22 protein-coding genes and 2 tRNA genes are annotated in these 25,675 nt (G+C 44.5%); 22 read left to right on the forward strand and 2 right to left on the reverse strand.

All coding sequences use genetic code 11. From position 1 onward, the window contains the following. Nucleotides 1–2 precede the first annotated feature (2 nt). The 13 genes from AB5I83_RS22360 to AB5I83_RS22420 all read left to right on the forward strand — a co-directional run bounded on the left by AB5I83_RS22360 (nt 3) and on the right by AB5I83_RS22420 (nt 13,277). On the forward strand, nt 3–959 hold the full coding sequence (locus tag AB5I83_RS22360) for a ribose-phosphate diphosphokinase (RefSeq protein WP_102264801.1): 957 nt from the start codon (nt 3–5) through the stop codon (nt 957–959). 354 nt (nt 960–1,313) lie between these two features. Then, nucleotides 1,314–1,946, forward strand: coding sequence for a 50S ribosomal protein L25/general stress protein Ctc (locus AB5I83_RS22365; RefSeq protein WP_448978606.1), 633 nt, complete (start codon nt 1,314–1,316; stop codon nt 1,944–1,946). Nucleotides 1,947–2,086: 140 nt separating this feature from the next. Continuing rightward, entirely contained in the window at nt 2,087–2,647 is a 561-nt protein-coding gene (pth, locus tag AB5I83_RS22370) for an aminoacyl-tRNA hydrolase (RefSeq protein WP_448978608.1), read from the forward strand. Between the two features lie 135 nt (nt 2,648–2,782). Further along, on the forward strand, nt 2,783–3,013 hold the full coding sequence (locus AB5I83_RS22375; RefSeq protein WP_167834220.1) for an anti-sigma-F factor Fin family protein: 231 nt from the start codon (nt 2,783–2,785) through the stop codon (nt 3,011–3,013). A 103-nt stretch (nt 3,014–3,116) separates the two neighbouring features. Beyond that, nucleotides 3,117–6,653 carry a transcription-repair coupling factor gene (gene mfd, locus AB5I83_RS22380; RefSeq protein ID WP_448978610.1) on the forward strand — a complete coding sequence of 1,179 codons (3,537 nt, stop codon included), beginning with the start codon at nt 3,117–3,119 and terminating at the stop codon, nt 6,651–6,653. 348 nt (nt 6,654–7,001) lie between these two features. Further along, a complete protein-coding gene (gene spoVT / locus AB5I83_RS22385) occupies nt 7,002–7,538 on the forward strand; it encodes a stage V sporulation protein T (RefSeq protein ID WP_167834222.1) in 537 nt (178 codons plus the stop codon). Nucleotides 7,539–7,796: 258 nt separating this feature from the next. After that, nucleotides 7,797–9,401 (forward strand): putative polysaccharide biosynthesis protein, encoded by a 1,605-nt coding sequence (locus tag AB5I83_RS22390; protein ID WP_448978612.1) that lies wholly within the window; start codon nt 7,797–7,799, stop codon nt 9,399–9,401. Nucleotides 9,402–9,442: 41 nt separating this feature from the next. Continuing rightward, nucleotides 9,443–10,906 (forward strand): bifunctional methyltransferase/pyrophosphohydrolase YabN, encoded by a 1,464-nt coding sequence (gene yabN, locus AB5I83_RS22395; protein ID WP_448978614.1) that lies wholly within the window; start codon nt 9,443–9,445, stop codon nt 10,904–10,906. Nucleotides 10,907–10,991: 85 nt separating this feature from the next. Further along, nucleotides 10,992–11,264 (forward strand): RNA-binding S4 domain-containing protein, encoded by a 273-nt coding sequence (locus tag AB5I83_RS22400; protein WP_167834225.1) that lies wholly within the window; start codon nt 10,992–10,994, stop codon nt 11,262–11,264. An 87-nt stretch (nt 11,265–11,351) separates the two neighbouring features. After that, nucleotides 11,352–11,654 (forward strand): sporulation protein YabP, encoded by a 303-nt coding sequence (yabP, locus tag AB5I83_RS22405; protein ID WP_167834226.1) that lies wholly within the window; start codon nt 11,352–11,354, stop codon nt 11,652–11,654. Continuing rightward, nucleotides 11,651–12,286: a spore cortex biosynthesis protein YabQ gene (gene yabQ, locus AB5I83_RS22410; RefSeq protein WP_448978616.1), complete on the forward strand. Its 636-nt coding sequence runs from the start codon at nt 11,651–11,653 to the stop codon at nt 12,284–12,286. Before yabP ends, yabQ begins: the two co-directional genes overlap by 4 nt. Before the next feature lie 65 nt (nt 12,287–12,351). Continuing rightward, nucleotides 12,352–12,750 carry an FtsB family cell division protein gene (locus AB5I83_RS22415; protein WP_167834228.1) on the forward strand — a complete coding sequence of 133 codons (399 nt, stop codon included), beginning with the start codon at nt 12,352–12,354 and terminating at the stop codon, nt 12,748–12,750. A gap of 74 nt (nt 12,751–12,824) precedes the next feature. Continuing rightward, entirely contained in the window at nt 12,825–13,277 is a 453-nt protein-coding gene (locus AB5I83_RS22420; protein ID WP_448978618.1) for a S1 domain-containing RNA-binding protein, read from the forward strand. A gap of 298 nt (nt 13,278–13,575) precedes the next feature. Here the strand turns inward: AB5I83_RS22420 and AB5I83_RS22425 are convergent. Both AB5I83_RS22425 and AB5I83_RS22430 read right to left on the reverse strand, forming a co-directional pair. Beyond that, nucleotides 13,576–13,647 (reverse strand) — tRNA-Glu (locus tag AB5I83_RS22425). A 137-nt stretch (nt 13,648–13,784) separates the two neighbouring features. Then, nucleotides 13,785–13,858: transfer RNA gene (locus AB5I83_RS22430), tRNA-Met, on the reverse strand. Between the two features lie 276 nt (nt 13,859–14,134). Here AB5I83_RS22430 and spoIIE point away from each other — a divergent pair. The 9 genes from spoIIE (at nt 14,135) to AB5I83_RS22475 (ending at nt 25,522) form a co-directional block, all read left to right on the forward strand. Then, the gene (spoIIE, locus tag AB5I83_RS22435; protein ID WP_448978620.1) at nt 14,135–16,609 is read left to right on the forward strand and encodes a stage II sporulation protein E; all 2,475 of its coding nucleotides are present in this window, start codon (nt 14,135–14,137) and stop codon (nt 16,607–16,609) included. A 134-nt stretch (nt 16,610–16,743) separates the two neighbouring features. After that, nucleotides 16,744–17,481 carry a vWA domain-containing protein gene (locus tag AB5I83_RS22440; RefSeq protein WP_167834231.1) on the forward strand — a complete coding sequence of 246 codons (738 nt, stop codon included), beginning with the start codon at nt 16,744–16,746 and terminating at the stop codon, nt 17,479–17,481. Continuing rightward, nucleotides 17,450–18,478: a protein kinase domain-containing protein gene (locus AB5I83_RS22445; RefSeq protein ID WP_448978622.1), complete on the forward strand. Its 1,029-nt coding sequence runs from the start codon at nt 17,450–17,452 to the stop codon at nt 18,476–18,478. The genes AB5I83_RS22440 and AB5I83_RS22445 overlap by 32 nt, the downstream gene beginning before the upstream one ends. Before the next feature lie 175 nt (nt 18,479–18,653). After that, nucleotides 18,654–20,036 carry a tRNA lysidine(34) synthetase TilS gene (gene tilS / locus AB5I83_RS22450; protein ID WP_448978624.1) on the forward strand — a complete coding sequence of 461 codons (1,383 nt, stop codon included), beginning with the start codon at nt 18,654–18,656 and terminating at the stop codon, nt 20,034–20,036. A gap of 27 nt (nt 20,037–20,063) precedes the next feature. Further along, complete coding sequence (hpt, locus tag AB5I83_RS22455) at nt 20,064–20,603, forward strand: hypoxanthine phosphoribosyltransferase (RefSeq protein ID WP_209438078.1); 540 nt, start codon at nt 20,064–20,066, stop codon at nt 20,601–20,603. 135 nt (nt 20,604–20,738) lie between these two features. Further along, entirely contained in the window at nt 20,739–22,709 is a 1,971-nt protein-coding gene (gene ftsH, locus AB5I83_RS22460; protein WP_167834234.1) for an ATP-dependent zinc metalloprotease FtsH, read from the forward strand. 197 nt (nt 22,710–22,906) lie between these two features. Beyond that, entirely contained in the window at nt 22,907–23,683 is a 777-nt protein-coding gene (locus AB5I83_RS22465) for a type III pantothenate kinase (protein ID WP_448978626.1), read from the forward strand. A gap of 54 nt (nt 23,684–23,737) precedes the next feature. Continuing rightward, on the forward strand, nt 23,738–24,616 hold the full coding sequence (hslO, locus tag AB5I83_RS22470) for an Hsp33 family molecular chaperone HslO (protein WP_448978628.1): 879 nt from the start codon (nt 23,738–23,740) through the stop codon (nt 24,614–24,616). Between the two features lie 21 nt (nt 24,617–24,637). Beyond that, nucleotides 24,638–25,522, forward strand: coding sequence for a peptidyl-prolyl cis-trans isomerase (locus AB5I83_RS22475; protein ID WP_448978629.1), 885 nt, complete (start codon nt 24,638–24,640; stop codon nt 25,520–25,522). The last annotated feature ends 153 nt before the right edge of the window (nt 25,523–25,675 follow it).

Consider the following 25,675-nt stretch of genomic DNA (forward strand, 5'->3'; position numbering starts at 1 on the left):
AAATGTCAAACCAGTATCTTGATCCAAATTTAAAGGTTTTTTCACTTAACTCAAACGTTGAACTTGCCCAGGAAATCGCGAAGGTAATCGGTGTCGAGTTAGGGAAATGCTCTGTATCCCAGTTCAGTGACGGAGAAATCCAGATTAACATTGAAGAAAGCATCCGTGGCTGTGATGTGTATGTCATCCAGTCGACTAGCTCTCCAGTTAATGAAAACATCATGGAATTGCTGATCATGATCGATGCATTGAAGCGCGCATCTGCTAAAACAATCAATATTGTTATGCCTTATTACGGCTATGCAAGACAGGACCGCAAAGCACGCGCTCGTGAGCCTATCACTGCCAAGCTTGTGGCAAACCTGCTTGAGACTGCAGGCGCTACCCGCGTGATCACGCTTGACCTTCACGCTCCGCAAATTCAAGGATTCTTTGATATTCCGATCGACCACTTGATGGGTGTGCCAATTCTTGCTGACCACTTCAAGAGCAAGGAACTGAACGGAGATGTTGTCATTGTATCTCCTGACCATGGCGGTGTTACTCGTGCAAGGAAGATGGCGGAAAGATTGAAAGCGCCAATCGCGATCATCGATAAGCGCCGTCCGAAGCCAAATGTAGCTGAAGTCATGAATATCGTTGGTAATATTGAAGGCAAGGTTGCCATTTTGATTGACGATATTATTGATACTGCAGGAACGATTACATTGGCTGCCAATGCATTGGTAGAAAATGGCGCACTAGAAGTGTACGCTTGCTGTACGCACCCTGTATTGTCAGGTCCTGCTATCGAGCGTATTGAAAACTCCAAGATTAAAGAACTGGTTGTGACAAATTCAATCGCGCTTGCTGAAGAAAAGCGCGTTGAAAAAATCCACCAGCTGTCAGTTGCTCCACTGATTGGGGAAGCGATCATTCGCGTCCATGAAGAGCAATCTGTCAGCACTCTATTTGATTGATTTTATAAGGAATAACAGGCTTGCCATGCGGCAAGCCTACTCTTGTTTCTGTTTGCTTTAATTTTTGCAGCATGAAGTGACCAATGCGCTTTCGTTTTTCATGCTTTTGAGGAGAATAGTCCAAAGCTGTCAAGAAAAGCACGTTATTGTGACAGCTTTTAAGGAAAAGATGCCAGGGCTGTCAAGAAAAGCCCTTTATTGTGACAGCTTTTGAGGATACAGGTTCAAAGCTGTCAAGAAGCCGCAGCAATTCATACACTTAGGTATCAGAAAAAAGTAAAACGTTTAGACCTTCCTATTTTGGGGCATTTTTTATATAGACAAGAACTTACGAAATAGGAAGGGGACAAAACCATGAGTGCAACATTGAAAGCAAATGAGCGAACAGGTACTCAACGTTCTACCTTGAGGAAATTACGCCAGGAGGGCAATATTCCGGCAGTGGTCTACGGAAGGAAGACTGACAGCAAGTCCATCTATGTGGACAGCATTGAGTTTGTGAAGACCATCCGTGAAAATGGACGTAATGGAATCATTTCTCTTGATGTTGGCGGCAGCCAGCATAGTGTCATGCTGACAGATTATCAGGCAGACCATATCAAGAATGAAATTCTTCATGCTGATTTCCTTGTTGTTGATAAAAGCTCCAAAGTACATGCTAGCGTTCGGTTGAACATTGTTGGCGAGGCAGCGGGTGTCAAGGATGGCGGCGTCCTACAGCAGCCGATCCACGAAGTGAACATTACAGCGACTCCAGGAAACATCCCTGAGGGCATTGATGTGGATGTGACGAACCTGCAAGTTAATGAAAACCTGACACTTGCTGATATCAAAACAGGAAATTACGAAATAAATGATGATGAAAACACGGTAGTCGTTTCAATCCTTCCTCCTAAAGTGGAAGAAGAAATCAACTCCGGTGAAGAACAAGAACCAGGAGAGCCCGAAAATGAAGAAGGAAGAGAAACGGAAGCAAGTGAAGATTAAAGCGGTAATGGACGTAGCCTGAAAAAGGTTACGTCTTTTGCGGTTTTCATGTACATTAGAAATAGATGTTCTTTCTGGGTCCCGACAAGGGAGGAAACCTATGGAAAGAAATGATATGTGTTTGGTTAGGGGTGTGGAAAGTGAAGTTATTTGTTGGACTAGGGAATCCAGGGAGACAATATGACAAAACAAGGCATAACATCGGCTTTGAAGTCATTGATGAGTTATCAAAACGCTGGAATATCCCCTTGGATCAGGCAAAGCATAAAGGCTTATATGGGAAGGGTTTTGTTGGCGGTGAAAAGGTCATCTTGCTCAAACCTTTAACGTATATGAACCTTTCTGGTGAATCAATCAGGGCTGTTATGGATTTCTATGATATCGATCTCAAGGATTTGGTTGTGATCTATGACGATCTTGATATGCCTGCCGGCAGGATCAGATTGCGCCAAAAAGGCAGTGCAGGCGGCCATAATGGAATTAAGTCGACGATTGCCCATACTGGAACACAGGAATTCAAGCGAATCAGGGTAGGAATCAGCCGGCCGACAAATGGAATGGCAATCACCGATTGGGTACTTGGCCGTTTTACAACCGAAGAAAATGAACAGATGGGCGAGGCAGTCATGAAATCTGCCGATGCTTGTGAAGAATGGATGAAAAAGCCTTTCTTAGAAGTGATGAATACATTCAATCAATAATGTAATTTAGAAAGAACATGCCAATCTCTTGATCAAGTAATATAATGTAAAAGATGAATCATACAATAGGCTAAGTGCATAAGTTCCTGCCAAAGGGTCAATAATGAATAATGACTTAATTTGGGAGGGACGGGCATGGCTATACATTATCAATGCCGTCATTGCGGCACGAATATCGGCTCATTGGACAGATTGTCTGTCCACAGTGAAAGTTTAGGGCTGCATAAGCTGACCGAGGAAGAGCGCCAGGAGATGGTATCTTACGCAGGGAACGGTGACATCCATATAAAATCGATCTGTGAAGACTGTCAGGAAGCCCTGGAACGCAACCCGGACTTCCACCAGCATGACTACCTGATTCACTGAAAAGCTTTGGATTTCATATCCAAAGCGTTTTTCTGTTTGTATATTGGCCGTATTTTTAAAAAAGTAAAGATTAGCATTTTTTTATAGAGAGGGAGAGGTTTGGATGCAGGGGCTGAAAGCTCTATTTAGTCATCAGGATGATGTCCAATCTGTTATTTCCGGATTAGATGAGGGGCTCAGGGAACAGCTCGTCGCAGGTTTGTCTGGTTCAGCAAGGACGGTCTTCTTGGCCGCCATTTACGAACAGACGAAGCGCCCCGTCCTGATCGTGACACACAATTTATTGCAAGCGCAAAAACAATATGATGATCTTGTTAATTTAATAGGGGAAAATGATGTCTATCTATACCCGGCCAATGAGTTGATTGCCGCTGAAATAAGTATTTCAAGTCCAGAGCTTAAGGCACAGAGGATAGAAGCCCTGAATCATTGGAGTAAAAAGAATTCGGGCATCGTGATTGTCCCGATGGCCGGCTTAAGGAAGCTGCTTCCGCCGAAGGAGCTTTGGTCAAAATTTCAGTTGACATTCAAGCTCGGCGAAGAAATCGATCTCGACTCGGTCCTCAACCGTTTTGTCAGCATGGGATATGACAGGGCAGGGATGGTATCGGCCCCTGGTGAGTTCAGCGTGCGCGGCGGAATTATTGATATCTACCCGCTGACATCCGCAGATCCAATCAGGATTGAGCTTTTTGATGCGGAGGTTGATTCCATCAGGACATTCTCGCTTGAGGATCAGCGTTCGAAGGAAAAAATGAAGACGGTCGCAATTGGGCCGGCGACAGAAAACCCCATCGAGAGTGAGCAGCTGGACCGTTTGGTCACGGGCCTGGAAAGTGGGCTCTCAAGCAGTTTAAAGAAGCTTAAGGATGATAAAGCAAAAACCTTGTTGTCACAGAATATTGGCTATGAATTGGAACAGCTCCGCAATGGGCAAGTACCTGATCAACTTTTCAAGTACTTATCTATAGCCTACGAAAAGCCTCAAAGTTTAATAGATTACTTGCCGTCAAAGGGTTTCCTGTTCATTGATGAAATAAGCAGGGTACAGGAAATGAATGAGTCGCTCGGCAAGGAAGAAGCGGAATGGTATACGAGTCTCCTTGGTGAAGGCCAGATCATCCATGACCTGAAAATTTCACACCAGCTTCCTGACTTGATGAGTAAGGCTGGAAAGCCAATTGTGTATCTATCATTATTTTTAAGGCATGTTCCTAACACGAGCCCGCAAAATATCATCAATATATCCTGTAAACAGATGCAGAACTTCCACGGGCAGATGCATGTCCTAAAAGGGGAAGTCGATCGCTGGCGAAAAGGGAACTATGCAGTCGTATTTCTTGGGCCGGATGCTGAAAGAGTCAAAAAGCTTGAGCGGGTTCTGGAAGACTATGAAATTGATGCAGTCAAAATGAGCGGCAAGCAGGAGCTGCTTCCAGGGAAAGTCCAAATCATCCAGGGCACCCTGAATACGGGCTTTGAATTCCCGATCCAGAAGATAGCTGTGATCACGGAAGAAGAACTTTTTAATAAAAAAACGAAAAAAACTGCAAGAAGGCAAAAGCTTTCGAATGCAGAGAGGATCAAGAGTTATTCTGAACTTAAGATCGGGGATTATGTTGTTCATGTAAACCATGGTATCGGTAAATACCTGGGCATTGAAACGCTCGTGATCAATGGTATCCATAAGGATTATCTCCATATCCGCTACCAGGGTACAGATAAGCTTTACGTCCCTGTCGAGCAGATTGACCTTGTCCAGAAATACGTCGGCTCGGAAGGCAAAGAGCCTAAGGTCTATAAGCTCGGCGGAAGCGATTGGAAGCGTGTCAAGAGCAAGGTCCAATCCTCTGTCCAGGATATTGCGGACGATTTAATCAAGCTTTACGCAGAGCGTGAGGCAAGCGTCGGCCATGCTTTCTCTCCGGATGGCGAGATGCAGCGCGATTTTGAATCTTCCTTCCCATATCAGGAAACAGAAGACCAGGAGAGATCCATCCATGAAATCAAGCGTGATATGGAACGGGAGCGCCCGATGGACCGCCTGCTGTGCGGAGATGTTGGCTATGGGAAAACAGAGGTCGCAATCAGGGCGGCTTTCAAAGCGATTGCCGATGGTAAACAAGTAGCTTTCCTTGTGCCAACCACCATCCTTGCGCAGCAGCATTATGAGACACTCAGGGAAAGGTTCCAGGACTTCCCGATCAACATCGGCTTGTTGAGCAGATTCCGTACCCGTAAGCAGCAAACGGAGACGATCAAGGGGCTTAAAGCGGGAAGTGTGGATATTGTCGTCGGTACCCACAGGCTGTTATCAAAGGAAATCACCTATAGAGACCTTGGCCTGCTGATCATAGATGAAGAGCAGCGTTTTGGGGTTACCCATAAGGAAAAAATCAAGAAACTGAAAACAAATGTAGATGTCCTGACATTGACAGCGACACCGATTCCAAGAACACTGCATATGTCGATGCTCGGTGTCCGGGATCTATCCGTCATCGAGACACCTCCTGAGAACCGCTTCCCTGTCCAGACATATGTCATGGAATACAATGGCGGGCTTGTCCGCGAGGCGATTGAACGAGAACTTGCCAGGGACGGACAAGTATATTTCCTTTATAACCGTGTGGAGGATATTGAGCGGAAGGCAGAAGAAATTTCGATGCTTGTGCCGGATGCGCGTGTCACTTTTGCCCATGGCCGCATGACCGAAAATGAATTGGAATCGGTGATGCTTGGATTCCTTGAAGGAGAGTATGATGTCCTTGTCAGCACCACAATCATTGAAACCGGTGTGGATATTCCAAACGTCAATACATTGATTGTTTATGATGCCGATAAAATGGGTCTTTCCCAGCTCTACCAGCTTAGAGGGAGGGTAGGTCGTTCCAACAGGGTTGCGTATGCTTATTTTACTTACCGGAAAGATAAAGTGCTCACTGAGGTTGCTGAAAAACGTCTCCAGGCCATCAAGGAATTCACGGAGCTGGGATCAGGATTCAAGATTGCCATGCGTGACCTATCGATTCGCGGTGCCGGTAACCTGTTAGGCGCCCAGCAGCATGGATTTATAGATTCTGTCGGTTTCGATCTGTATTCGCAGATGCTGAAGGAAGCGATTGAAGAGCGGAAGCCGGAAAAAGACCAAGTCCGCAAACCTTCGATTGAAATCGATCTGGAACTTGATGCTTATATCCCTGATAGTTATATCTCTGATGGACATCAGAAAATCGAGATGTATAAACGCTTCCGCGGTATCGAGTCACTGAGGGATGTTGACGAACTAAAAGAAGAAATCATCGACAGGTTCGGAGATTATCCAGTAGAAGTCGAAACATTATTTAAAGTGGCGGAACTCAAAGTATTTGCCATCACCGCAGGCGTCGAATCGATAAAAATGGCTAAGCAGGATGTGACGATTCTTTTAACAGAGGATGGAAGCAGCCGGATTGACGGACAAAAGGTATTCAAGCTGAGCAGTCAGTACAGGAATGCGGTAGGACTTGGCATGGAAGGCAATAAGCTTAAAATGGTCGTCCATACTAGAGGAATGAAAAATGACCGCTGGTTCGAGATTACTTTCGAGATGATTAAGGGTCTTCACGACTCCCGAAAAGAACAGGAAAATACCGTATCGTAATCATGTGGAAATATTTTGTAATCTAAATGTAAAACGAGAAGGTGTTTCAAAAAAGATAGACAAGGGTAATTTTTGTGTGTACGCAATTATTAGCTGGAAGGTTTATCCGTTTTTGGCACCTTTATCACTTCAATGAAAAAAATAATGAGAAGTGTATAGAACTTTCCATATGAAAGATACTAAGTTCAAATCTTGGTAAGGTTGATTAATTAAGGCATTATTTTTACCGCATGCTCTTTTCGTAAACTTTCGATCAATTATATAGTCAGAACTTATACGAATAGCAGCAATTATTGAAACAACCTTATCTAAAAAAATAATCATCAGATGAAAGTGAGGCAACGTTGGATGAAAGCAACTGGTATTGTTCGTCGAATCGATGATTTAGGTCGTGTCGTAATTCCTAAGGAAATAAGAAGAACACTTCGTATTCGTGAAGGGGATCCACTTGAGATTTTTGTGGACCGTGATGGTGAGGTTATTTTAAAGAAATATTCCCCTATCAGTGAGCTGAGCGATTTTGCGAAGGAGTATGCAGAAGCGCTATATGATAGCTTAGGCAACCCGGTATTGATTTGCGATAGAGATACGTATATCGCAGTTGCTGGTGGTTCCAAAAAGGACTACTTGAATAAAAACATCAGTGAACTTGTTGAGAAGACGATGGAGGATCGTACTTCATCCCTTGTGAACCAGCAGACTAACATCTCGCTAGTTGAAGGAAATGAAGAGCCAGCTTCTTCTTATACAATTGGGCCAATCATTGCAAACGGTGACCCGATTGGAGCAGTCATCATCTTCTCTAAAGAAGGATCTTTAGGAGATGTCGAACAAAAAGCTGTAGAAACAGCTGCAGGCTTCCTGGCAAGACAGATGGAGCAATAATTAACTTCACCAAATTATGATCTTACCTGAAAGGGCAGCTGACGAGGCTGCCTCTTTTCGTGTTTTTGTCCAAATTATCGTGTCCAGCTCAAGACATGTACCAAGGAGCTTGTGCTTTTCTTTTTGTCCAGCTCCAGCGCTTGCGCTTTTCTTTGTTACAGGGAGCTAACAAATTCATGTTGCCTGTTACGCTTGCGGCCGCCGCTTAGGCCCTTGTGATATAATACGTTTGAAACTGAAATTGGAAGGAGATGGGCGATGAAGCCCGTTGCAGATTCAAAGGAATTGATGAAGGGAGCCATGATTCTTACCCTGGCCGCCCTTGTGACGAAAATTTTAAGCGCTGTTTACCGTGTCCCATTTCAGAATATCGTTGGGGACATTGGTTTTTACATATATCAGCAGGTATATCCCTTTTTTGGGATTGTCATGGTCTTATCTACATACGGATTTCCGGTTGTCATATCGAAGCTTTATACGGAGCAGCAGGCTGCCGGGAATAGGGGCAGGGCTGATCGTCTTTTGGCCATTTCACTCGTTTTTCTCGGTATGGTTGGCTTGCTTCTTTTTTTATTCTTCTTTATCGGCTCTGGATGGATTGCTGATAAAATCGGGGATCCGGAACTAAAGCCTTTATTTAAGGTTGTGTCCGTGCCATTCCTGCTCTTCCCGTTCACCTCTGTGTTCAGGGGATATTTTCAGGGAAAGGGCAACATGGTACCGACAGCTATTTCACAGGTTTCAGAACAGTTCATCCGCGTCGCGACCATTCTCGTTTTGTCGGCCGTACTTGTGCAACAGGGATTCTCTCTTTATGTCACCGGAGCGGGAGCTGTTTTCGGATCGATCACAGGTGGGGTTATATCCGTTTTAATACTGGGATTCTTTTATCTGAAAAATGGAGGGCACAATCCCTTCACCTATTTTCAAATAAAGGATTTATTCCAGGATGCCGCCTGGGTCGTAAAAGCGCTGATCATTCAAGGATTTGCGATCAGCATCAGTGGCATGCTGTTAATATTGCTGCAGCTGGCAGATTCCTTAAATATGTACGTTTCATTGCTGGCGATGGGATTGTCAGCGGAAGAAGCAAAATCGGCGAAAGGCATCTTTGACAGAGGCCAGCCGCTGATCCAGCTTGGGACAGTTGTCGCCACTTCCATGTCATTAAGCCTTGTACCGGCAATATCAGGTGACAAATCGAGTAATCGCCACGAGAAAATCCTGCCCAAAGTGAGGCTCGCACTTCAGACAAGCCTGATTTTTGGCGCTGCTGCTGCGGTTGGCCTATACAGCATCATCGTTCCAGTTAATATCATGCTGTTTGAGAATGCTGACGGATCTAATGTGCTGGGAGTGCTCAGCCTGATGATTTTATTTGGCTCAATCATCCTGACGATCATGAGCATCTTGCAGGGTCTTGATAAGTCCATTTTTCCGGCAGCAGTCATACTTGGCGGATTTGGCTTGAAATACATATTGAACCTGATGCTGATCCCGAATAACGGAACAATGGGGGCCGCTTATGCCACATTGGCTGCGATGCTGGTGGTCATGTTCATCCTTATTTTAAAGTTAAGACGTGAGCTCGGCCATCCCGTTCTATCGCTTTTCTTCATTGGTAAAATCCTGTTTTCATCAGTAGTGATGGCTATTTCTTTACGAATCTTTATATATATAACGGATTTCGGTTATGGCTATATTGAACCAGACAGACTCGGTGCTGTCTTCCAGGCATTAAGCGCGGTGGCACTTGGAGCACTTGTATATTTTTTAATATTGATCAAAACAAGGGCATTAACGGAAGAGGAACTGGCGACATTGCCATTCGGCAGCAGGATTGTCCAGCTATTCTCCAGGTAATCCCTGATAAAAAGATGTTTAACAGAAGGAGGAAGCAGGCTATGACAAATAAGATATTGATTATCGGGCTTGGTGCGGGTGACCTGGACCAGCTGCCGCTTGGTGTATATAAAAAATTGAAGCAGGAGAAAAACCTGTTTTTGCGGACGAAAGAGCATCCGGTCGTGACGGATCTTGAGAAGGAAGGATTGCAGTTTCAATCCTTCGATGAAGTGTATGAGAAGCATGACCAGTTTGAGGATGTTTATGAGGAAATCACAGAGTTTCTGCTCACTGAAGCAGCTAAGGCTCCCGTCACCTATGCCGTTCCAGGCCATCCTTTGATTGCAGAACGAACTGTCCAGCTTTTGCTTGACCAAGGACCAAAGCGGGATACGGAAATTGAAATCGGCGGCGGCCAGAGTTTTCTGGACGCGATGTTCCAGTCCCTGGCGATCGATCCAATTGACGGTTTCCAGCTGCTTGATGGCACAGCGCTGTCAAAGGAAGATCTGCTGTTGAAGAGCCACACCATCATTGGACAGGTTTATGATGCTTTTGTTGCTTCTGACGTTAAGCTGACGCTGATGGAAAAACTTCCAGATGATTATGAAGTTTTCATTGTGACAGCAGCGGGAAGCAGCGATGAAGTCATCAAAAAGGTCCCTTTATTCGAGTTAGACAGAGAGATGGAGCTTAGCAATCTGACATCTGTTTATGTACCGCCTGTTATAGATGAGAAAATTTTATACAAGGATTTCTTGAAGCTGCGTGGAATTATATCAGAACTGCGCGGTCCCAATGGCTGCCCTTGGGATAAAAAGCAGACCCACCAGTCGCTCAAGAAATATTTGATCGAAGAGTCATATGAATTGCTGGAGGCAATCGACAATGAAGATATCGATCATATGATTGAAGAGCTGGGTGATGTGCTGCTTCAAGTCATGCTCCATGCCCAGATCGGTGAGGACGAGGGTTATTTCACGATTGATGATGTCATCGAAGGTATCTCGGCAAAAATGGTCCGCAGGCATCCACATGTGTTCGGGGACGTAACGGCAGAAAATGAAGAAGATGTGCTGAAAAACTGGCAGGAGATCAAGGAGCAGGAAAAAGGCGGTGCCAAAAAGTCTTTGCTGGAGGGCGCGGGAAAAGGACTGCCGAATCTGCTTAAGGCTTATGAGCTGCAAAAGGAAGCCGCTAAAGTTGGATTTGACTGGAAGACAGCAGCACCCATCCTTGATAAAGTAAAAGAAGAAATCGACGAGCTCTCAGAAGAAATCACCGAAAAAGGCATCCAGGAAGATATCGAGTTGGAGTACGGAGACCTTTTATTTGCACTTGTGAATTTCGCAAGGCATTACGATATCAACCCGGAAGAGGCACTGAACAAGACGAACCGGAAGTTCATGCGCCGCTTTGCCTATATTGAACAAAAAGCAGCCGAAAATGGCCAAGCTGTTGAAGAGTACACGCTGGATGAATTGGATGCTTTCTGGGAGGAAGCGAAGACGCAAGGTTTATAGCTCAATGCTGTTTTTTCAGAAGCAATAATTTTACGAAAAGTGCGCAGGTAAAAGAAACCAATAATGAAAAAGGGGTTTAAATACGATGAGGCTGGATAAATTTTTAAAAGTATCAAGATTGATCAAAAGAAGAACATTGGCGAAGGAAGTTTCCGATCAAGGAAGAATCTCCATCAATGGTGTGCCGGCGAAAGCGAGTACGAATGTAAAAGTGGGCGATGAATTGGCGATCCGCTTCGGACAAAAAGTCGTTTCAGCAAAAATTGAGCGAATCCAGGAAACATCCCGCAAGGATGAAGCGGCGGGAATGTATACCCTTCTTGGGGAAGAGCGGATTCCTGGGGATGATGAAGAGTAAGACGAGCTTCGTGTGAAGGCTTGTTCTATTCTCCCTTCTTCAATCATAAACATGTACAAAAGTGCATTATGATTGTGAGGGGTATTAATGAGCCAATATTACGAAACGAATCAAGCGAAGAGCAATTTGCCAGACCACGATTTAGTGATGAGAGGCCGACGGACACTGGAGATCACAGGAGTAAAGCAGGTTGAAAGCTTCGATAATGAAGAGTTTTTGTTAGAGACGGTCATGGGATTCCTGGCAATCAAGGGCCAGAACCTCCAGATGAAGAATCTGGACGTCGACAAAGGAATTGTATCAATCAAAGGGAAAATCTTTGACCTGGTCTATCTGGATGACCAGCATGGGGAGAAGGCTAAAGGCTTCTTTAGCAAGTTATTCCGATGACGCTTTCGACTCAATTTTTGACGATGCTCGCCATGATATGGATGGGCACTCTATTCGGAGCTTCACTAGATACACATAATCGATTTCTGAAAAGATCCAAACGAAAATCCTGGATTGTCTTTATCAATGACGTCCTGTTCTGGGTATTCCAAGGTCTGTCGATTTTCTATGTTTTGTTTTCAGTGAATATGGGAGAATTGCGTTTTTATATCTTCCTTGCCTTAGTATGCGGCTTTGCGGCCTATCAGAGCCTTTTCAAGAAGCTCTATCTTAAGGTGCTGGAGCGGGCTATCACCTATACAATCAATGTATATGTATTCATAGTGAAGGCTGTCAGAATGCTGATTGTCAGGCCTCTTCAGTTTTTGGCCGCAACTGCTCTGTCACTATTGATTTTGACGGGAAGGGGCCTTTATTCTCTTTTAAAATGGCTTCTTGCCGTTTTGTTATGGTTGCTTAATCATTTAATCTGGAAGCCGATTAAGTTAATATTCCTACTTTTTTGGAAACTTTTGCCGAAAACAGTTAAAAAAAGCGTCGAGAAGTTATATAATAAATTGGCAGGATTTCTAATAATAGTAAAGAATTATTCTATTAAGCCGATAAAATGGATAAAGAAATCCAAAAAGTAGGCTGTATAAACGCAAATAATAAATGGAAATAAACAGCAAATAAAATATAAGGAGGACTGCGGGGAATGAGTGCCATCAGGAAAAAGAACATAGCCAAGATTGAAAATCAATATGTACAGCAGCGTGAAAAAGCAGGAATAGCAGAAAGCAGGAAGCGAAAGCTGCTTTTCAGGCGCCTCGCAGTCTTTGCCCTATTCGCATCGGTCATTTCTTATTTGATGATCTCAACCTATATCTCTCAGACTTCAGCCCTCGAAAAGAAGCAAGAAGATAAGGAACAGCTAGAACAAAAGTTAGCAAACCTTCAAAAAGAGCAGGAAATTCTGGATGAGGAAATCGTCAAATTGAACGATGATGAGTACATAGCAAAGCTTGCCCGCAAGGAATACTTCCTGTCCGAAAAAAATGAAATCATCTTCAACCTTCCTAAAGAGAAAAAGGACTCCCAAGATTCGCCTTATTGACACTCTTTTTTCATATTCTGTATAATATAATGTAAGTTTGATTTTTTATATCTTTAAGGAGGCAAAACTTTTTTATGTCAATCGAAGTAGGCAGCAAGTTACAGGGAAAGGTAACAGGTATTACAAATTTCGGGGCGTTCGTCGAGCTGCCGGGTGGCTCAACAGGACTTGTTCACATCAGTGAGGTTGCAGATAACTATGTCAAGGATATCAATGACCACCTGAAAGTTGGCGACCAGGTTGAAGTAAAGGTTATCAATGTTGAGAAAGACGGTAAAATCGGTTTATCTATCAAGAAGGCAGTTGACCGACCAGAACGACCAGCTAGACCAGAAAGAACTGAAAGACCTTACTCACAGCGTCCACGCGGCGGCGGGGGCGGCAGAGGGAACGACAACCGCAATGCCCGTCCTGAAAATTTCGAATCAAAAATGGCGAAATTCTTGAAGGACAGTGAAGACCGCCTGTCTACTCTAAAACGTGCTACTGAATCCAAGCGCGGAGGAAGAGGAGCTAGAAGAGGGTAACTTGCTGCTAAGTGAATATATATAATAGCAGGAATCATGCTATACCAAGACAAGTCTTTAATCGGGCTTGTCTTTTTGTTTTTTCAGGCCTGCATTGGCCTAAAAGTAGTGTGAGTGTGAATTTTGGTAAAAGGAGAAGCGCTGGATTGCCCGAAAAGTGCTGTCGAAGTGAGTTTGGGTAAAAGGAGAGGTGCTGGATTGCCCGAAAACCATTGCAGAATCGATCTTCGGTAAAAGCAAATCGTCCATGTAAACAAAAAACCTCGCTCCTTAAAGGAACGAGGTTTTCGCACAATGATGACCCCTACGGGATTCGAACCCGTGTTACCGCCGTGAAAGGGCGGTGTCTTAACCGCTTGACCAAGGGGCCATTATAGAAATATTGTCTAGCTTCAGCGCCTAGCCCCTCGAGACGTTTCGGTCCGTCCGATGAAGTCAAAGAACGACTTCACCGGTCGGCCCTCCAACGCTTGTCGGGGCTGACCAAGGCGCTTAAGCTTTTCTAAGTAGCGGCGGAGGGGATCGAACCCCCGACCTTACGGGTATGAACCGTACGCTCTAGCCAGCTGAGCTACACCGCCATATTGAAAATGTGTTTTGAGGCACAAGAAATATAATACATAGATATTAAAATAGTGTCAATGTATTTTTAAAAGAAAAGCGAAAAATATTCATAGGTAAAATTTAGCGGTGTTTGGCATGAAGATGAAAATAATCCGTGGTATTTCGAGGAATTGCATTATTTACGGGGAAATGCGTCGAACGAAACTTTGGTGCTTGTCCTTATTTTTGACAAACTTCTGGATTGCTCCCTTTTATAATAATCAGCAACGATAAAAAAACGGGGAGTGTATTAAATGCAAAAGGTAGAAAGGAACATGATGGAACCGATCGGTGAAGTTCATCTCGAGGAATCACGATTCAGGTTTGTAAAAGGCATGTCGAAGCTGCAATCCAAAATTGAAAACCTTTTCTTGAAAAAAGGCAATATCTTCTTGATTATTGGATTCTTGCTTGGCCGTGCCTTGATACTGGCAAAGTTAACCCCTTTTAGCCTTCCATTTTTTGCGGCTGTGTATTTGATCCGGAAAGACCGTGCGCCTATTGCGCTGTTTGGTCTGGTTGCCGGGGCTGCAACCTTGTCTTTTACTGACGCCGTCTTCACCTTCGCTTCTGTCTTCCTATTTTTACTGTTATTCAAGCTGACGGGAAAATGGATCCAGAACTCGATGAAAGTCCTTCCGGTTTATATATTTTTTACTATTTTAATAGGCAAAATGTTAAAAGCGCTAATTTTGTCAGGAAATATCACGATGTATGAAGGAATGATGACTGGAGTCGAAGCTGGGTTAGGTCTTGTGTTGACATTCATCTTCGTGCAAAGCATTCCTTTGTTGACAGCCGGCAAGCGGAAGCAGTCATTGAAAACGGAGGAAATTGTCTGTTTGATCATCATGCTTGCATCTGTGATGACGGGAACTATTGGGTGGACAGTCTATGATTTGTCGGTAGAGCACATCATGTCCCGGTATCTGGTTCTCATTTTTTCATTTGTCGCTGGTGCTACAGTAGGCTCCACGGTTGGGGTCGTCACTGGATTGATTTTCAGTCTCGCGAATGTGTCGAGTTTTTACCATATGAGCCTGCTGGCTTTCTCCGGATTGCTTGGCGGCTTGCTAAAAGAAGGAAGGAAGCCAGGGGTGGCACTCGGTCTTTTCATTGCCACACTGTTGATTGGCATGTATGGCGAGGGAGGCGGTGCGCTGAGCCAGACGCTGACTGAATCGGCTGCAGCTGTCCTGTTGTTCTTTCTGACCCCGCAATCGCTTACGTCAAAAATCGCCAAACATATTCCTGGTACAGCGGAGTATTCAGCAGAACAGCAACAATATATGAGAAAAATGAGAGATGTGACTGCGCAGCGTGTTGTCCAGTTCTCGAATGTATTTGAAGCTCTGTCTAAAAGCTTTACTACCCTGCAGGTGCAGGATGAAACACTGGAAAGTGACCGCGATATGGATTATTTCTTAAGCAATGTCACAGAAAAGACCTGCCAGACATGCTTTAAGAAAGACCATTGCTGGACAAGGAACTTTAATACAACCTATGACTATATGAGTGAGATTATGCAAGAGATGGATCAAAATTCTGGTTCTGTACCGCAAAAACTTTCACGTGAGTGGGACAAGCATTGCACCAGATCGAAAAAGGTCATGGAAATCATGCAGCAGCAGCTGACCTATTATCAGGCAAATAAAAAGCTAAAGAAACAGGTTCAAGAAAGCAGGCGTCTCGTGGCAGACCAATTGCTTGGTGTATCAGAAGTCATGGGAGATTTCGCTAAGGAAATCCAGCGTGAGCGTGAAAATCACTCAAAGCAAGAGGAACAAATTCTGGAGGCGCTCCAGGACTTTGGTATTCATATCGAGCATGTGGAGATTTACAGCCTGGAGCAAGGCAATGTAGATATCGATATGACCATTCCATATTGCCAGGGACATGGTGAATGCGAAAAGCTGATCGCACCGATGCTTTCGGATATCCTGCAAGAAAATATCGTAGTCAACTCTGAGGAATGTTCTACATTCCCGAATGGCTTTTGCCATGTGACATTCCGTTCCGCCAAGGCCTTTGCTGTAGCGACAGGAGTGGCACATGCTGCAAAGGATGGAGACCTCATTTCGGGTGACAGTTATTCCACTATTGAGCTGAGCGGCGGGAAGTACGCCATTGCCATCAGTGATGGAATGGGCAATGGCGAGAGGGCACATTCCGAAAGCCGGGATACTTTATTGCTGCTCCAGCAAATCCTGCAATCTGGCATTGAGGAAAAAGTTGCGATTAAGTCAGTGAATTCAATTTTATCATTAAGGACTACTGATGAAATTTTCTCCACCCTGGATTTGGTCATGATCGATCTGCAAAACGCATCTGCCCGTTTCTTGAAAATCGGTTCGACGCCGAGCTTCATCAAGCGTGGCGGAAAGGTGATGAAGGTCCAGGCGAGCAACTTGCCGATGGGCATCCTTCAAGAATTTGAGGTGGATGTCGTGAGCGAACAGCTTAAGGCAGGCGACCTGCTGGTGATGATGAGTGATGGCGTATTCGAAGGGCCTAAGCATGTCGAGAATTATGATTTATGGATGAAAAGGAAAATCACGGAGCTTCAGACAGAAGATCCGCAGGCAATCGCCGACTTGATCATGGAGGAGGTCATCCGTTCACGGGACGGATCTATCGAAGATGACATGACCGTGGTCGTCGCGAAAATCGATCACAATATCCCGAAATGGGCTTCTATCCCGGTCACCAATTATCAAAAGAGAGCTTAACGGTTTATTTTGAGCAATATACTCTTCCTTTATGTATATTTCCCCTCAGCTTCGTCGAAAATGGTAACAAATTTATTATAGGCTTCTACCTTTTACTAGATTGTAAAATTAGAGCCTGGAAGTGAGGGGATTGCATGAAAACAGGTACAATCAGGCAAATATTGCTCATTACGGATGGCTGTTCGAACCAGGGTGAAGATCCAATTGCGATGGCGGCACTGGCCAAGGAGCAGGGGATAACAGTCAATGTCATTGGTGTGATGGAACAGGATGTTATAGATGAACAAGGCATGACAGAAATCGAGGGAATCGCTATGTCAGGCGGCGGTGTCAGCCAGATTGTGTATGCGCAGCAATTATCGCAGACTGTCCAGATGGTGACGAGAAAGGCGATGACCCAGACACTTCAAGGTGTTGTGAACAAGGAACTCCAGCAAATCCTTGGGGGTGGCCGGACAGTGGAAGATCTTCCGCCTGAGCAGCGCGGTGAGGTAATGGAAGTTGTGGACGAGCTTGGGGAAACAGTCGAGCTGGATGTGTTGATTCTTGTCGATACAAGCGCGAGTATGAAGCACAAGCTTCCAACAGTGAAGGAAGCCTTGCTGGACTTGAGTTTAAGCTTGAATGCAAGGTCAGGAGACAACCGCTTTTCGGTGTTTGTATTTCCCGGGAAACGAAAAGATGTCGAAAAACTGCTGGATTGGACGCCGAAACTTGAGTCACTCACCAGTATTTTTGCCAAGCTGACAACCGGAGGAATTACGCCGACAGGTCCTGCCATTCGCGAGGCACTTTCCCATTTTAATAAAAAACGATCTTTAAGGAGCCTATTGTCCGGTGATGATGAATCCTTCTTTGAAGAATCTGTGTAAAGTCATTCCTGGTACGATCATTGAAGGGAAATGGCATCACAATCGATATACAATCATAAAAGAGCTTGGCTTTGGAGCGAATGGGATTGTTTATCTGGCAAGACACAATAACAGACAAGTCGCGTTGAAGATGAGTGATAATGGAATGTCAATCACTTCAGAGGTCAATGTGCTGAAATCTTTTGCCAAGGTCCAGGGATCTGCCCTCGGACCTTCTTTGCTGGATGTGGATGACTGGGAACGTCCTGGAAAAAAGGTGAGCTTTTATGCAATGGAATTCATTAAGGGACCTGATTTCCTGGCTTTCCTGCAGCAAAAAGGCCCTGACTGGACCGGTGTGATGATCCTTCAGCTGCTTGCCGATTTGCAGCTGCTTCATGAAAATGGCTGGGTATTTGGCGATCTGAAGCCGGATAATCTAATTGTGACTGGGCCGCCTGCAAGGATTCGCTGCATAGATGTCGGCGGTACGACAATGCAAGGGCGGTCGATAAAAGAGTTCACTGAATTCTTTGACCGAGGCTATTGGGGTCTAGGAAGCCGGAAAGCAGAACCAAGCTACGATTTATTTGCTGTCGGCATGATCATGGTCAACACCGCGTATCCGAAAAGATTTACCAAAAAGTCTGGCGGATTAAATGAAATCATGGAAAAAGTAAAACAAAGCCGAGATTTGAGGATCTATGAAAAGGTCATCTACAAGTCACTTGCAGGTAAATATCAATCCGCCATGGAGATGAGGTCCGAGCTGCTGCAAGTCCATCAGCCAGCTTTGGAGCCGAAAAGAAACACTCGGCATCAAATGACTGCACCGCCTAAACAAACTCAATCACATACAAAGGCAAATCCAGCGGGGACCAATTCAAACGCAGCCACCCGGCAAACAAGGAAGGGATACAACAAGAATAAGAAGAAATCTACTGCGCTTGAAACAGTCACCATCATTTTGATTATCTCTTTATTATATTTTTTCTATATTTATAGCCAGATTACCTGATTTTTTGAAACCTTTTGCCCTCTCGTTCGTACATAAGGGATTAAAGCTCTGTTCTTTGAAAAAAGAGACCTGAAAGTGTTAAGCTGAAAAATAATAAACTTGTTTTATTAGAAGATTAATGGGTTGCCGGCATGGGTATAGTCTTAAACCGGCAACCCTAGTAAGGAAGAACAAGATGATTGAGACAAAGGTAAATGCCTTTCTTGAAAAGCATGATTTTCAGCTGAATAATAAGTCAATTGCAGTTGGGGTTTCGGGAGGCCCTGACTCGCTCGCACTGCTCCACTTTTTATCTGAGCAGCGGGTAAGGAACTCACTCAAGGTTGTAGCAGTCCACGTGGACCATATGTTCCGCGGTGATGAGTCCTATCAGGATGCGCTATTTGTCAAAGCTTTTTGTGAAGAGCGCAATATTCCCTTTGAAATGAAAAGGGTGGATGTACCGGCTTATATGCGCGAGACAGGGTTAAGCTCCCAGCAGGCTGCCCGTGCATGCCGATACGACTTTTTTCAGCAAGTAATGGAGCAGCATCAACTTCAATACCTTGCATTGGGGCATCATGGTGATGACCAGGTCGAAACGGTACTGATGAGGCTCACCAGAGGAAGTTCCGGGAAAGCAAGGGCAGGGATTCCTTTTTCCAGGGAATTCGGTTCATTCATGATTTTCAGGCCTTTTTTATGCGTAACAAAAGAAGACTTGGAAATGTACTGCTCCATTCATTCCTTGGAGCCAAGAATCGACCCCAGCAATGAAAAGGAATACTATAGCAGGAATCGTTTCAGGAAAAATGTTCTCCCTTTTTTAAAAGAAGAGAATCCTGCGGTCCATGAACACTTCCAGCGTTTCAGCGAGGAACTGCAGATGGATGAGGAGTATCTTATTGAATTAACTTGCGAAGAATTGAATAAAGTAATGAAGAAAGAGGACAAAAGGATAAGTATTAGGATCTGTTCTTTTCAGGAAATGCCAATGCCTTTACAAAGAAGAGGGATTAAACTAATATTAAATTATCTTTACAATGATCGACCTGCTTCTCTTTCCGCTATACATATTGAAAAGATTTTTTCAATAATTCGCAATCCCCATCCATCAGGTACTCTTGATTTCCCCGGCGGTTTAAGAATTATACGATCGTATGGAAATTGCCACTTTGAATTGAATCCGCCAAAAAGGCAAAGCTATCGTTTTGAATTATCAGGACCAGATCAGCTGATTTTGCCGAATGGTGATGTCATCGAGGCTCAATTGCTCAATGATTCTCATGAACGTGAACTTTCCAATGATTGCTTTATCGTTGACCTGGAACATGCAGGGACTCCGCTGATTATCCGGACAAGGCAAAATGGCGACCGGATGTCATTAAAGGGGATGGAAGGTACAAGAAAGGTGAAGGATATTTTCATCGATATGAAAATTCCACTGGACAAAAGAGATGAATGGCCGATTGTGACAGACAGTGAAGACAGGATCCTATGGCTTCCGAGCCTGAAAAAATCGAACAGTGAAGCAACAAAAGGAAACAGGTTATTACTATTAACTTATATAAAGTATTGATATCTTCCAGGGGGCACAAGGATCATGATGAAAAATGATATTGAAAAGGTATTATTTACAGAAGAGGAAATTCAGGAAAAGACAAGGCAGCTAGCGGCTCAATTAACAGATGAATACAAGGACCGTTTTCCGCTGGCAATTGGTGTTTTAAAAGGTGCGATGCCATTTATGGGCGACCTGCTCAAGCGTGTGGATGCGTACCTTGAAATGGACTTCATGGATGTTTCCAGCTATGGGAATGCCATGGTTTCTTCCGGAGAGGTGAAAATCCTTAAAGACCTTGATACCTCTGTAGAAGGAAGAGATATCCTGATCATCGAGGACATCATCGACAGCGGTTTGACACTCAGCTATTTGGTTGAGCTTTTCAGATACCGCAAGGCAAAATCAATCAAGATTGTCACACTGCTCGATAAACCTACAGGAAGAAAGGCAGATATTACTGCTGATTATGTAGGATTCATCGTACCTGATGAGTTCGTTGTCGGATATGGTCTTGATTATGCGGAAAAATACCGCAACCTGCCATATATCGGAGTTTTGAAGCCAGAAGTGTACACAAAATAAAACGGTTACGATTTAGTGAATGAAATTCTACATTTTGATTAAGAAGCAAATATTCTGAATGTTAATTTCTTGTATTAGCATAATTTGCTATGATACTATTTAGTATAGTTTGTCTACCGTGGGAGGAGGTAAGGGATGAATCGGATCTTCCGTAATACCATCTTTTATTTATTGATATTTTTAGTCATTATCGGAGTTGTGAGTTTCTTTAATGGCAATAACCAGCCAACTGAACCAATCTCTTACGATAAATTCATGCAGGAACTTGAGGCAGGCAATGTTGATGGTGATTTGACACTGCAGCCTGAACGTGGTGTGTATGAAGTAAGAGGCCAGATGAAAGGCCAGGAGGAAGGCAAAGGCTTCATCACATATGTCTGGAGCAATCCAGATACCTTAAACAGGATTGAACAGGCAGCACAAGCTGCAGATGTTGAAATTTTACCTGCTAAGGAAACGAGTGGATGGGTGACGTTCTTTACGTCGATCATTCCATTTATCATCATTTTCATTCTCTTCTTCTTCTTGCTGAATCAGGCTCAGGGCGGCGGAAGCCGTGTCATGAACTTCGGCAAGAGCAAAGCGAAGCTTTATAACGAAGAAAAGAAGAAAGTCCGCTTCAAGGATGTAGCGGGTGCGGATGAAGAAAAGCAAGAACTTGTCGAGGTTGTCGAGTTCCTGAAAGACCCTCGCAAATTTGCTGACCTTGGGGCTCGCATTCCAAAGGGAATTCTTTTGGTAGGACCTCCGGGTACCGGTAAGACCTTGCTAGCCCGTGCTGTTGCCGGGGAAGCTGGAGTGCCATTCTTCTCCATCAGTGGTTCCGACTTCGTAGAAATGTTTGTCGGTGTCGGTGCATCTCGTGTGCGTGACTTATTTGAAACAGCTAAAAAGAATGCTCCATGTATCATTTTCATTGATGAAATCGATGCAGTCGGCCGCCAGCGTGGCGCGGGACTCGGCGGAGGGCATGACGAGCGTGAACAAACGCTTAACCAGTTGCTTGTAGAAATGGATGGATTCGGAGCCAACGAAGGGATCATCATCGTTGCAGCGACGAACAGACCTGATATTCTTGATCCGGCATTGCTGCGTCCAGGACGTTTTGACCGCCAGATCACTGTTGACCGTCCAGATGTAACAGGACGTGAAGCGGTATTGAAGGTACACGCTAGAAATAAGCCTCTGGATGAGTCAGTTAACTTGAAAAGTATCGCGGCCCGCACTCCAGGCTTCTCTGGAGCGGACCTTGAAAACCTACTGAACGAAGCTGCGCTTGTTGCAGCCAGAAGAAATAAGAAGAAGATTGACATGCTGGACTTGGATGAAGCAACAGACCGCGTTATTGCCGGTCCTGCCAAGAAGACCCGTGTCATCTCGAAGAAAGAAAGAAATATTGTTGCATTCCATGAAGCTGGCCACACGGTCATTGGGGTTGTTCTCGATGAAGCGGAAATGGTCCATAAGGTAACGATTGTTCCTCGCGGGCAGGCAGGCGGTTATGCTGTTATGCTTCCAAAAGAAGACCGTTACTTCATGACTAAGCCAGAGCTTCTTGATAAAATCACTGGCCTCCTTGGCGGCCGTGTAGCTGAAGAAATCGTCTTTGGCGAAGTAAGCACAGGTGCACACAATGACTTCCAGCGTGCTACTGGCATTGCGAGAAGAATGGTTACTGAATTCGGTATGAGTGATAAGCTCGGACCATTGCAATTCGGCCAGGCACAGGGCCAGGTATTCTTAGGCCGTGACCTGAACAATGAACAAAACTATTCTGACAAGATCGCATATGAAATCGATGTGGAAATCCAGACAATCATCAAGGATTGCTATGCGAGAGCGAAAAACCTGTTAACAGAGCATCGTGATAAGCTTGATATCATTGCGAACACATTGTTAGAGGTAGAAACTCTTGACGCAGACCAAATCAAGCATTTGATCGACCATGGCCGTCTTCCTGACCGCAAAGTCAGTGTTGATAACGACGACATGAAAGTAACGATCAACAAGAAAAAAGATGAGATGCCTGCAATCGAAGAAACTGACAAGAAAATCGATTCAGTTATCGAAGATCCAAAGGCCATCGATGAAAATCCTAAAGAATAGAAATTATCAAGCAGGTGCTCTTAACGGGGCACCTGCTTGTTTTCTTTCCCGATAGTGCTTAACAAAGAGTCCTTGCCAGAATTGAGCAGCTTATGTCGCTTTCGCATTCTTGGCGACTTTTTTTAGTGAATTCCCAGCGATTATGATATGATATTTTCAGTATTGATTCAGAAAACTATTATAAGTTGGTGAATAGCTTGATTTTTGTTTTTGACGTCGGGAATACAAATATCGTGTTAGGTGTTTATGATCAGGAAGAGTTGAAGCACCATTGGAGAATAGAAACGAACCGCCATAGAACGGAAGATGAATTTGGGATGATCGTCAAAAACCTATTTGACCATGTCGATCTTTCTTTTTCAGATATAGATGGAATCATTATCTCGTCTGTTGTGCCGCCGATTATGTTCTCGCTTGAGCGAATGTGCCAGAAGTACTTCCACATCAAACCGTTGGTCGTGGGACCTGGCATCAAGACAGGACTGGACATTAAATATGAAAATCCAAGAGAAGTCGGAGCGGACCGGATCGTCAATGCGGTCGCGGCCATCCATGAGTATGGCAGCCCTCTGGTCATTGTCGATTTCGGGACGGCGACAACCTATTGCTATATCAATGAGCATAATCAATATATGGGCGGAGCGATTGCGCCGGGAATCGGCATCTCCACTGAGGCCCTTTATTCAAGGGCAGCCAAGCTTCCTCGGATAGAAATCAGCAGACCAGATGATGTGGTTGGAAAGAACACAGTTTCGGCCATGCAAGCTGGCATTCTGTATGGATATGTTGGACAAGTAGAGGGAATAGTTAAACGGATGAAAGATAAGAGTAAAGTCCCTCCAAGAGTCATCGCAACTGGAGGCCTGGCAAACTTGATTGCCCAGGAATCGAATATCATCGATGCCGTCGATCCATTTTTGACATTAAAGGGACTGCAGCTTATCTATAAGCGTAATATGGAGAAAAACAATTAAAGCTTCCTTGCAAAAGGGATGCATACAACTTTACAGCACGAAGGGAGTAGAAAAATGAGCGACTATTTAGTAAAGGCACTTGCTTTTGACGGACAGGTCAGGGCATATGCAGCAAAAACAACCGAAACCGTTGGGGAGGCACAGCGCCGCCATTATACATGGCCTGTAGCATCTGCCGCACTTGGCCGGACCATGACAGCTGGCTTAATGATGGGCGCGATGCTCAAGGGCGATGATAAATTGACGATTAAAATTGAAGGCGGTGGACCACTAGGACTCATTCTTGTGGACAGCAATGCCAAGGGACAGGTAAGGGGCTATGTATCGAATCCCCATGTCCACTTCGACTTGAACGAGAATGGCAAGCTTGATGTAAGACAAGGCGTCGGTACAGAAGGAACGCTTACAGTCGTGAAGGATTTGGGGCTGCGCGACTATTTCACAGGACAGGTGCCGATTGTATCAGGTGAGCTTGGTGAAGACTTCACTTATTATTTCGCAACATCTGAACAGGTCAATTCTTCAGTTGGTGTAGGTGTACTGGTTAACCCTGATAACTCCATCAAGGCTGCGGGAGGATTCATCATCCAGTTGATGCCTGGGACTACAGAAGAAACGATTACGGCGATTGAACAACGATTGCAATCGATTCCGCCAGTATCAAAGTTGATTGAAAAAGGGTTATCTCCGGAAGAGCTGCTGGAAGAGTTGCTTGGTAAAGAGAATGTGAAAGTCCTTGATACAATGCCAGTGAATTTTGAATGCAACTGCTCGAAGGATCGATTCAGCAATGCCTTGGTCAGCCTTGGTGCAGAGGAGATTCGCGATATGATCGAGACAGAGGGTCAGGCAGAAGCACACTGCCATTTCTGCAATGAGAAATATATGTTCACTAAAGAAGAACTGGAAGAGATAGAGAGAGAAGCAAAATAAGCGATATCTGGGGGATGAGAAGTGGAAAAGAAGCAGCTTTGGTATATTATTGCCGGGTTAGCCATATTGAACGCAATAACTCTTGTGATGCTGCTAGCCAAGCCTGCGATCCTTGAAGGGAACAAGGAATCCGTTGCGAAGATTGGCAAGGAGTCAATCTCCCGCCAGGAATGGCTCACTGAGCTTGAAGAACGGTACGGCCAAGAAACATTAAGGGACTTGATTGACCAGGAAGTGGTCAAACAGATGGCTGATCAATATGATATCAAGCTGTCCGATCAAGCAGTCGAACGAGAATTGACTATTTATAAGGCCTTGTATTCCACAGCAGGCAACGAGCCGAAAACAGAGGATAAATGGAAGGAGCAGATTAAATACAGTCTGCTGCTCGAAGAAATTTTAACAAAGGATGTTAAAGTATCGAAAGAGGATATGAAGTCCTTTTACGAACAGAATAATAGTCTTTTTGATATTCCTGCCTCTTATCATCTGTCCCAAATCGTTGTCGAAACGAAAGAAGAAGCAGATTCAGCTGTGAAGGAGCTGAAGAATGGCTCCAGTTTCGCTGCTCTAGCGATGGAGCGGTCGCTCGATGAATTTTCAGCGAATGCAGGTGGAGACATCGGCTTTGTTACGGAAGAAGATGAGCTTGTTTCTCCTGAGGTCATAGATGCAGCGAAAACGCTGAAATCCGGAGAGTGGACAGGACCTGTAAAAGTAGAAAATGGTTATGCGGTCGTCTATCTTCATGAGAAACTTGAAGGAAAAAAATATGCCTACAAAGAAGTCGAGAATCAGATTCGCAGGCAAATTGCCCTTGAACAAATGGATATCCCCGTATCTGCTCGGGCATTCTGGAATGATGCAGATGTCAACTGGTTTTATGGAGACAACGGGAAGAAATAATGGAGAAGCACGGGTTGGCGTCGACCGGTGCTTTTTTGTTTAGAGAGATTCAAAATAGGTTAGTTTAAAAGGGACAGAGCTCTTTGCGATCGTGATGTTATAACGAGTAGGATAATATTATGTAAAAAGAGTCTAGGCTAAAGACTGATTTCA

It is taken from the genome of Mesobacillus sp. LC4, assembly GCF_053543455.1.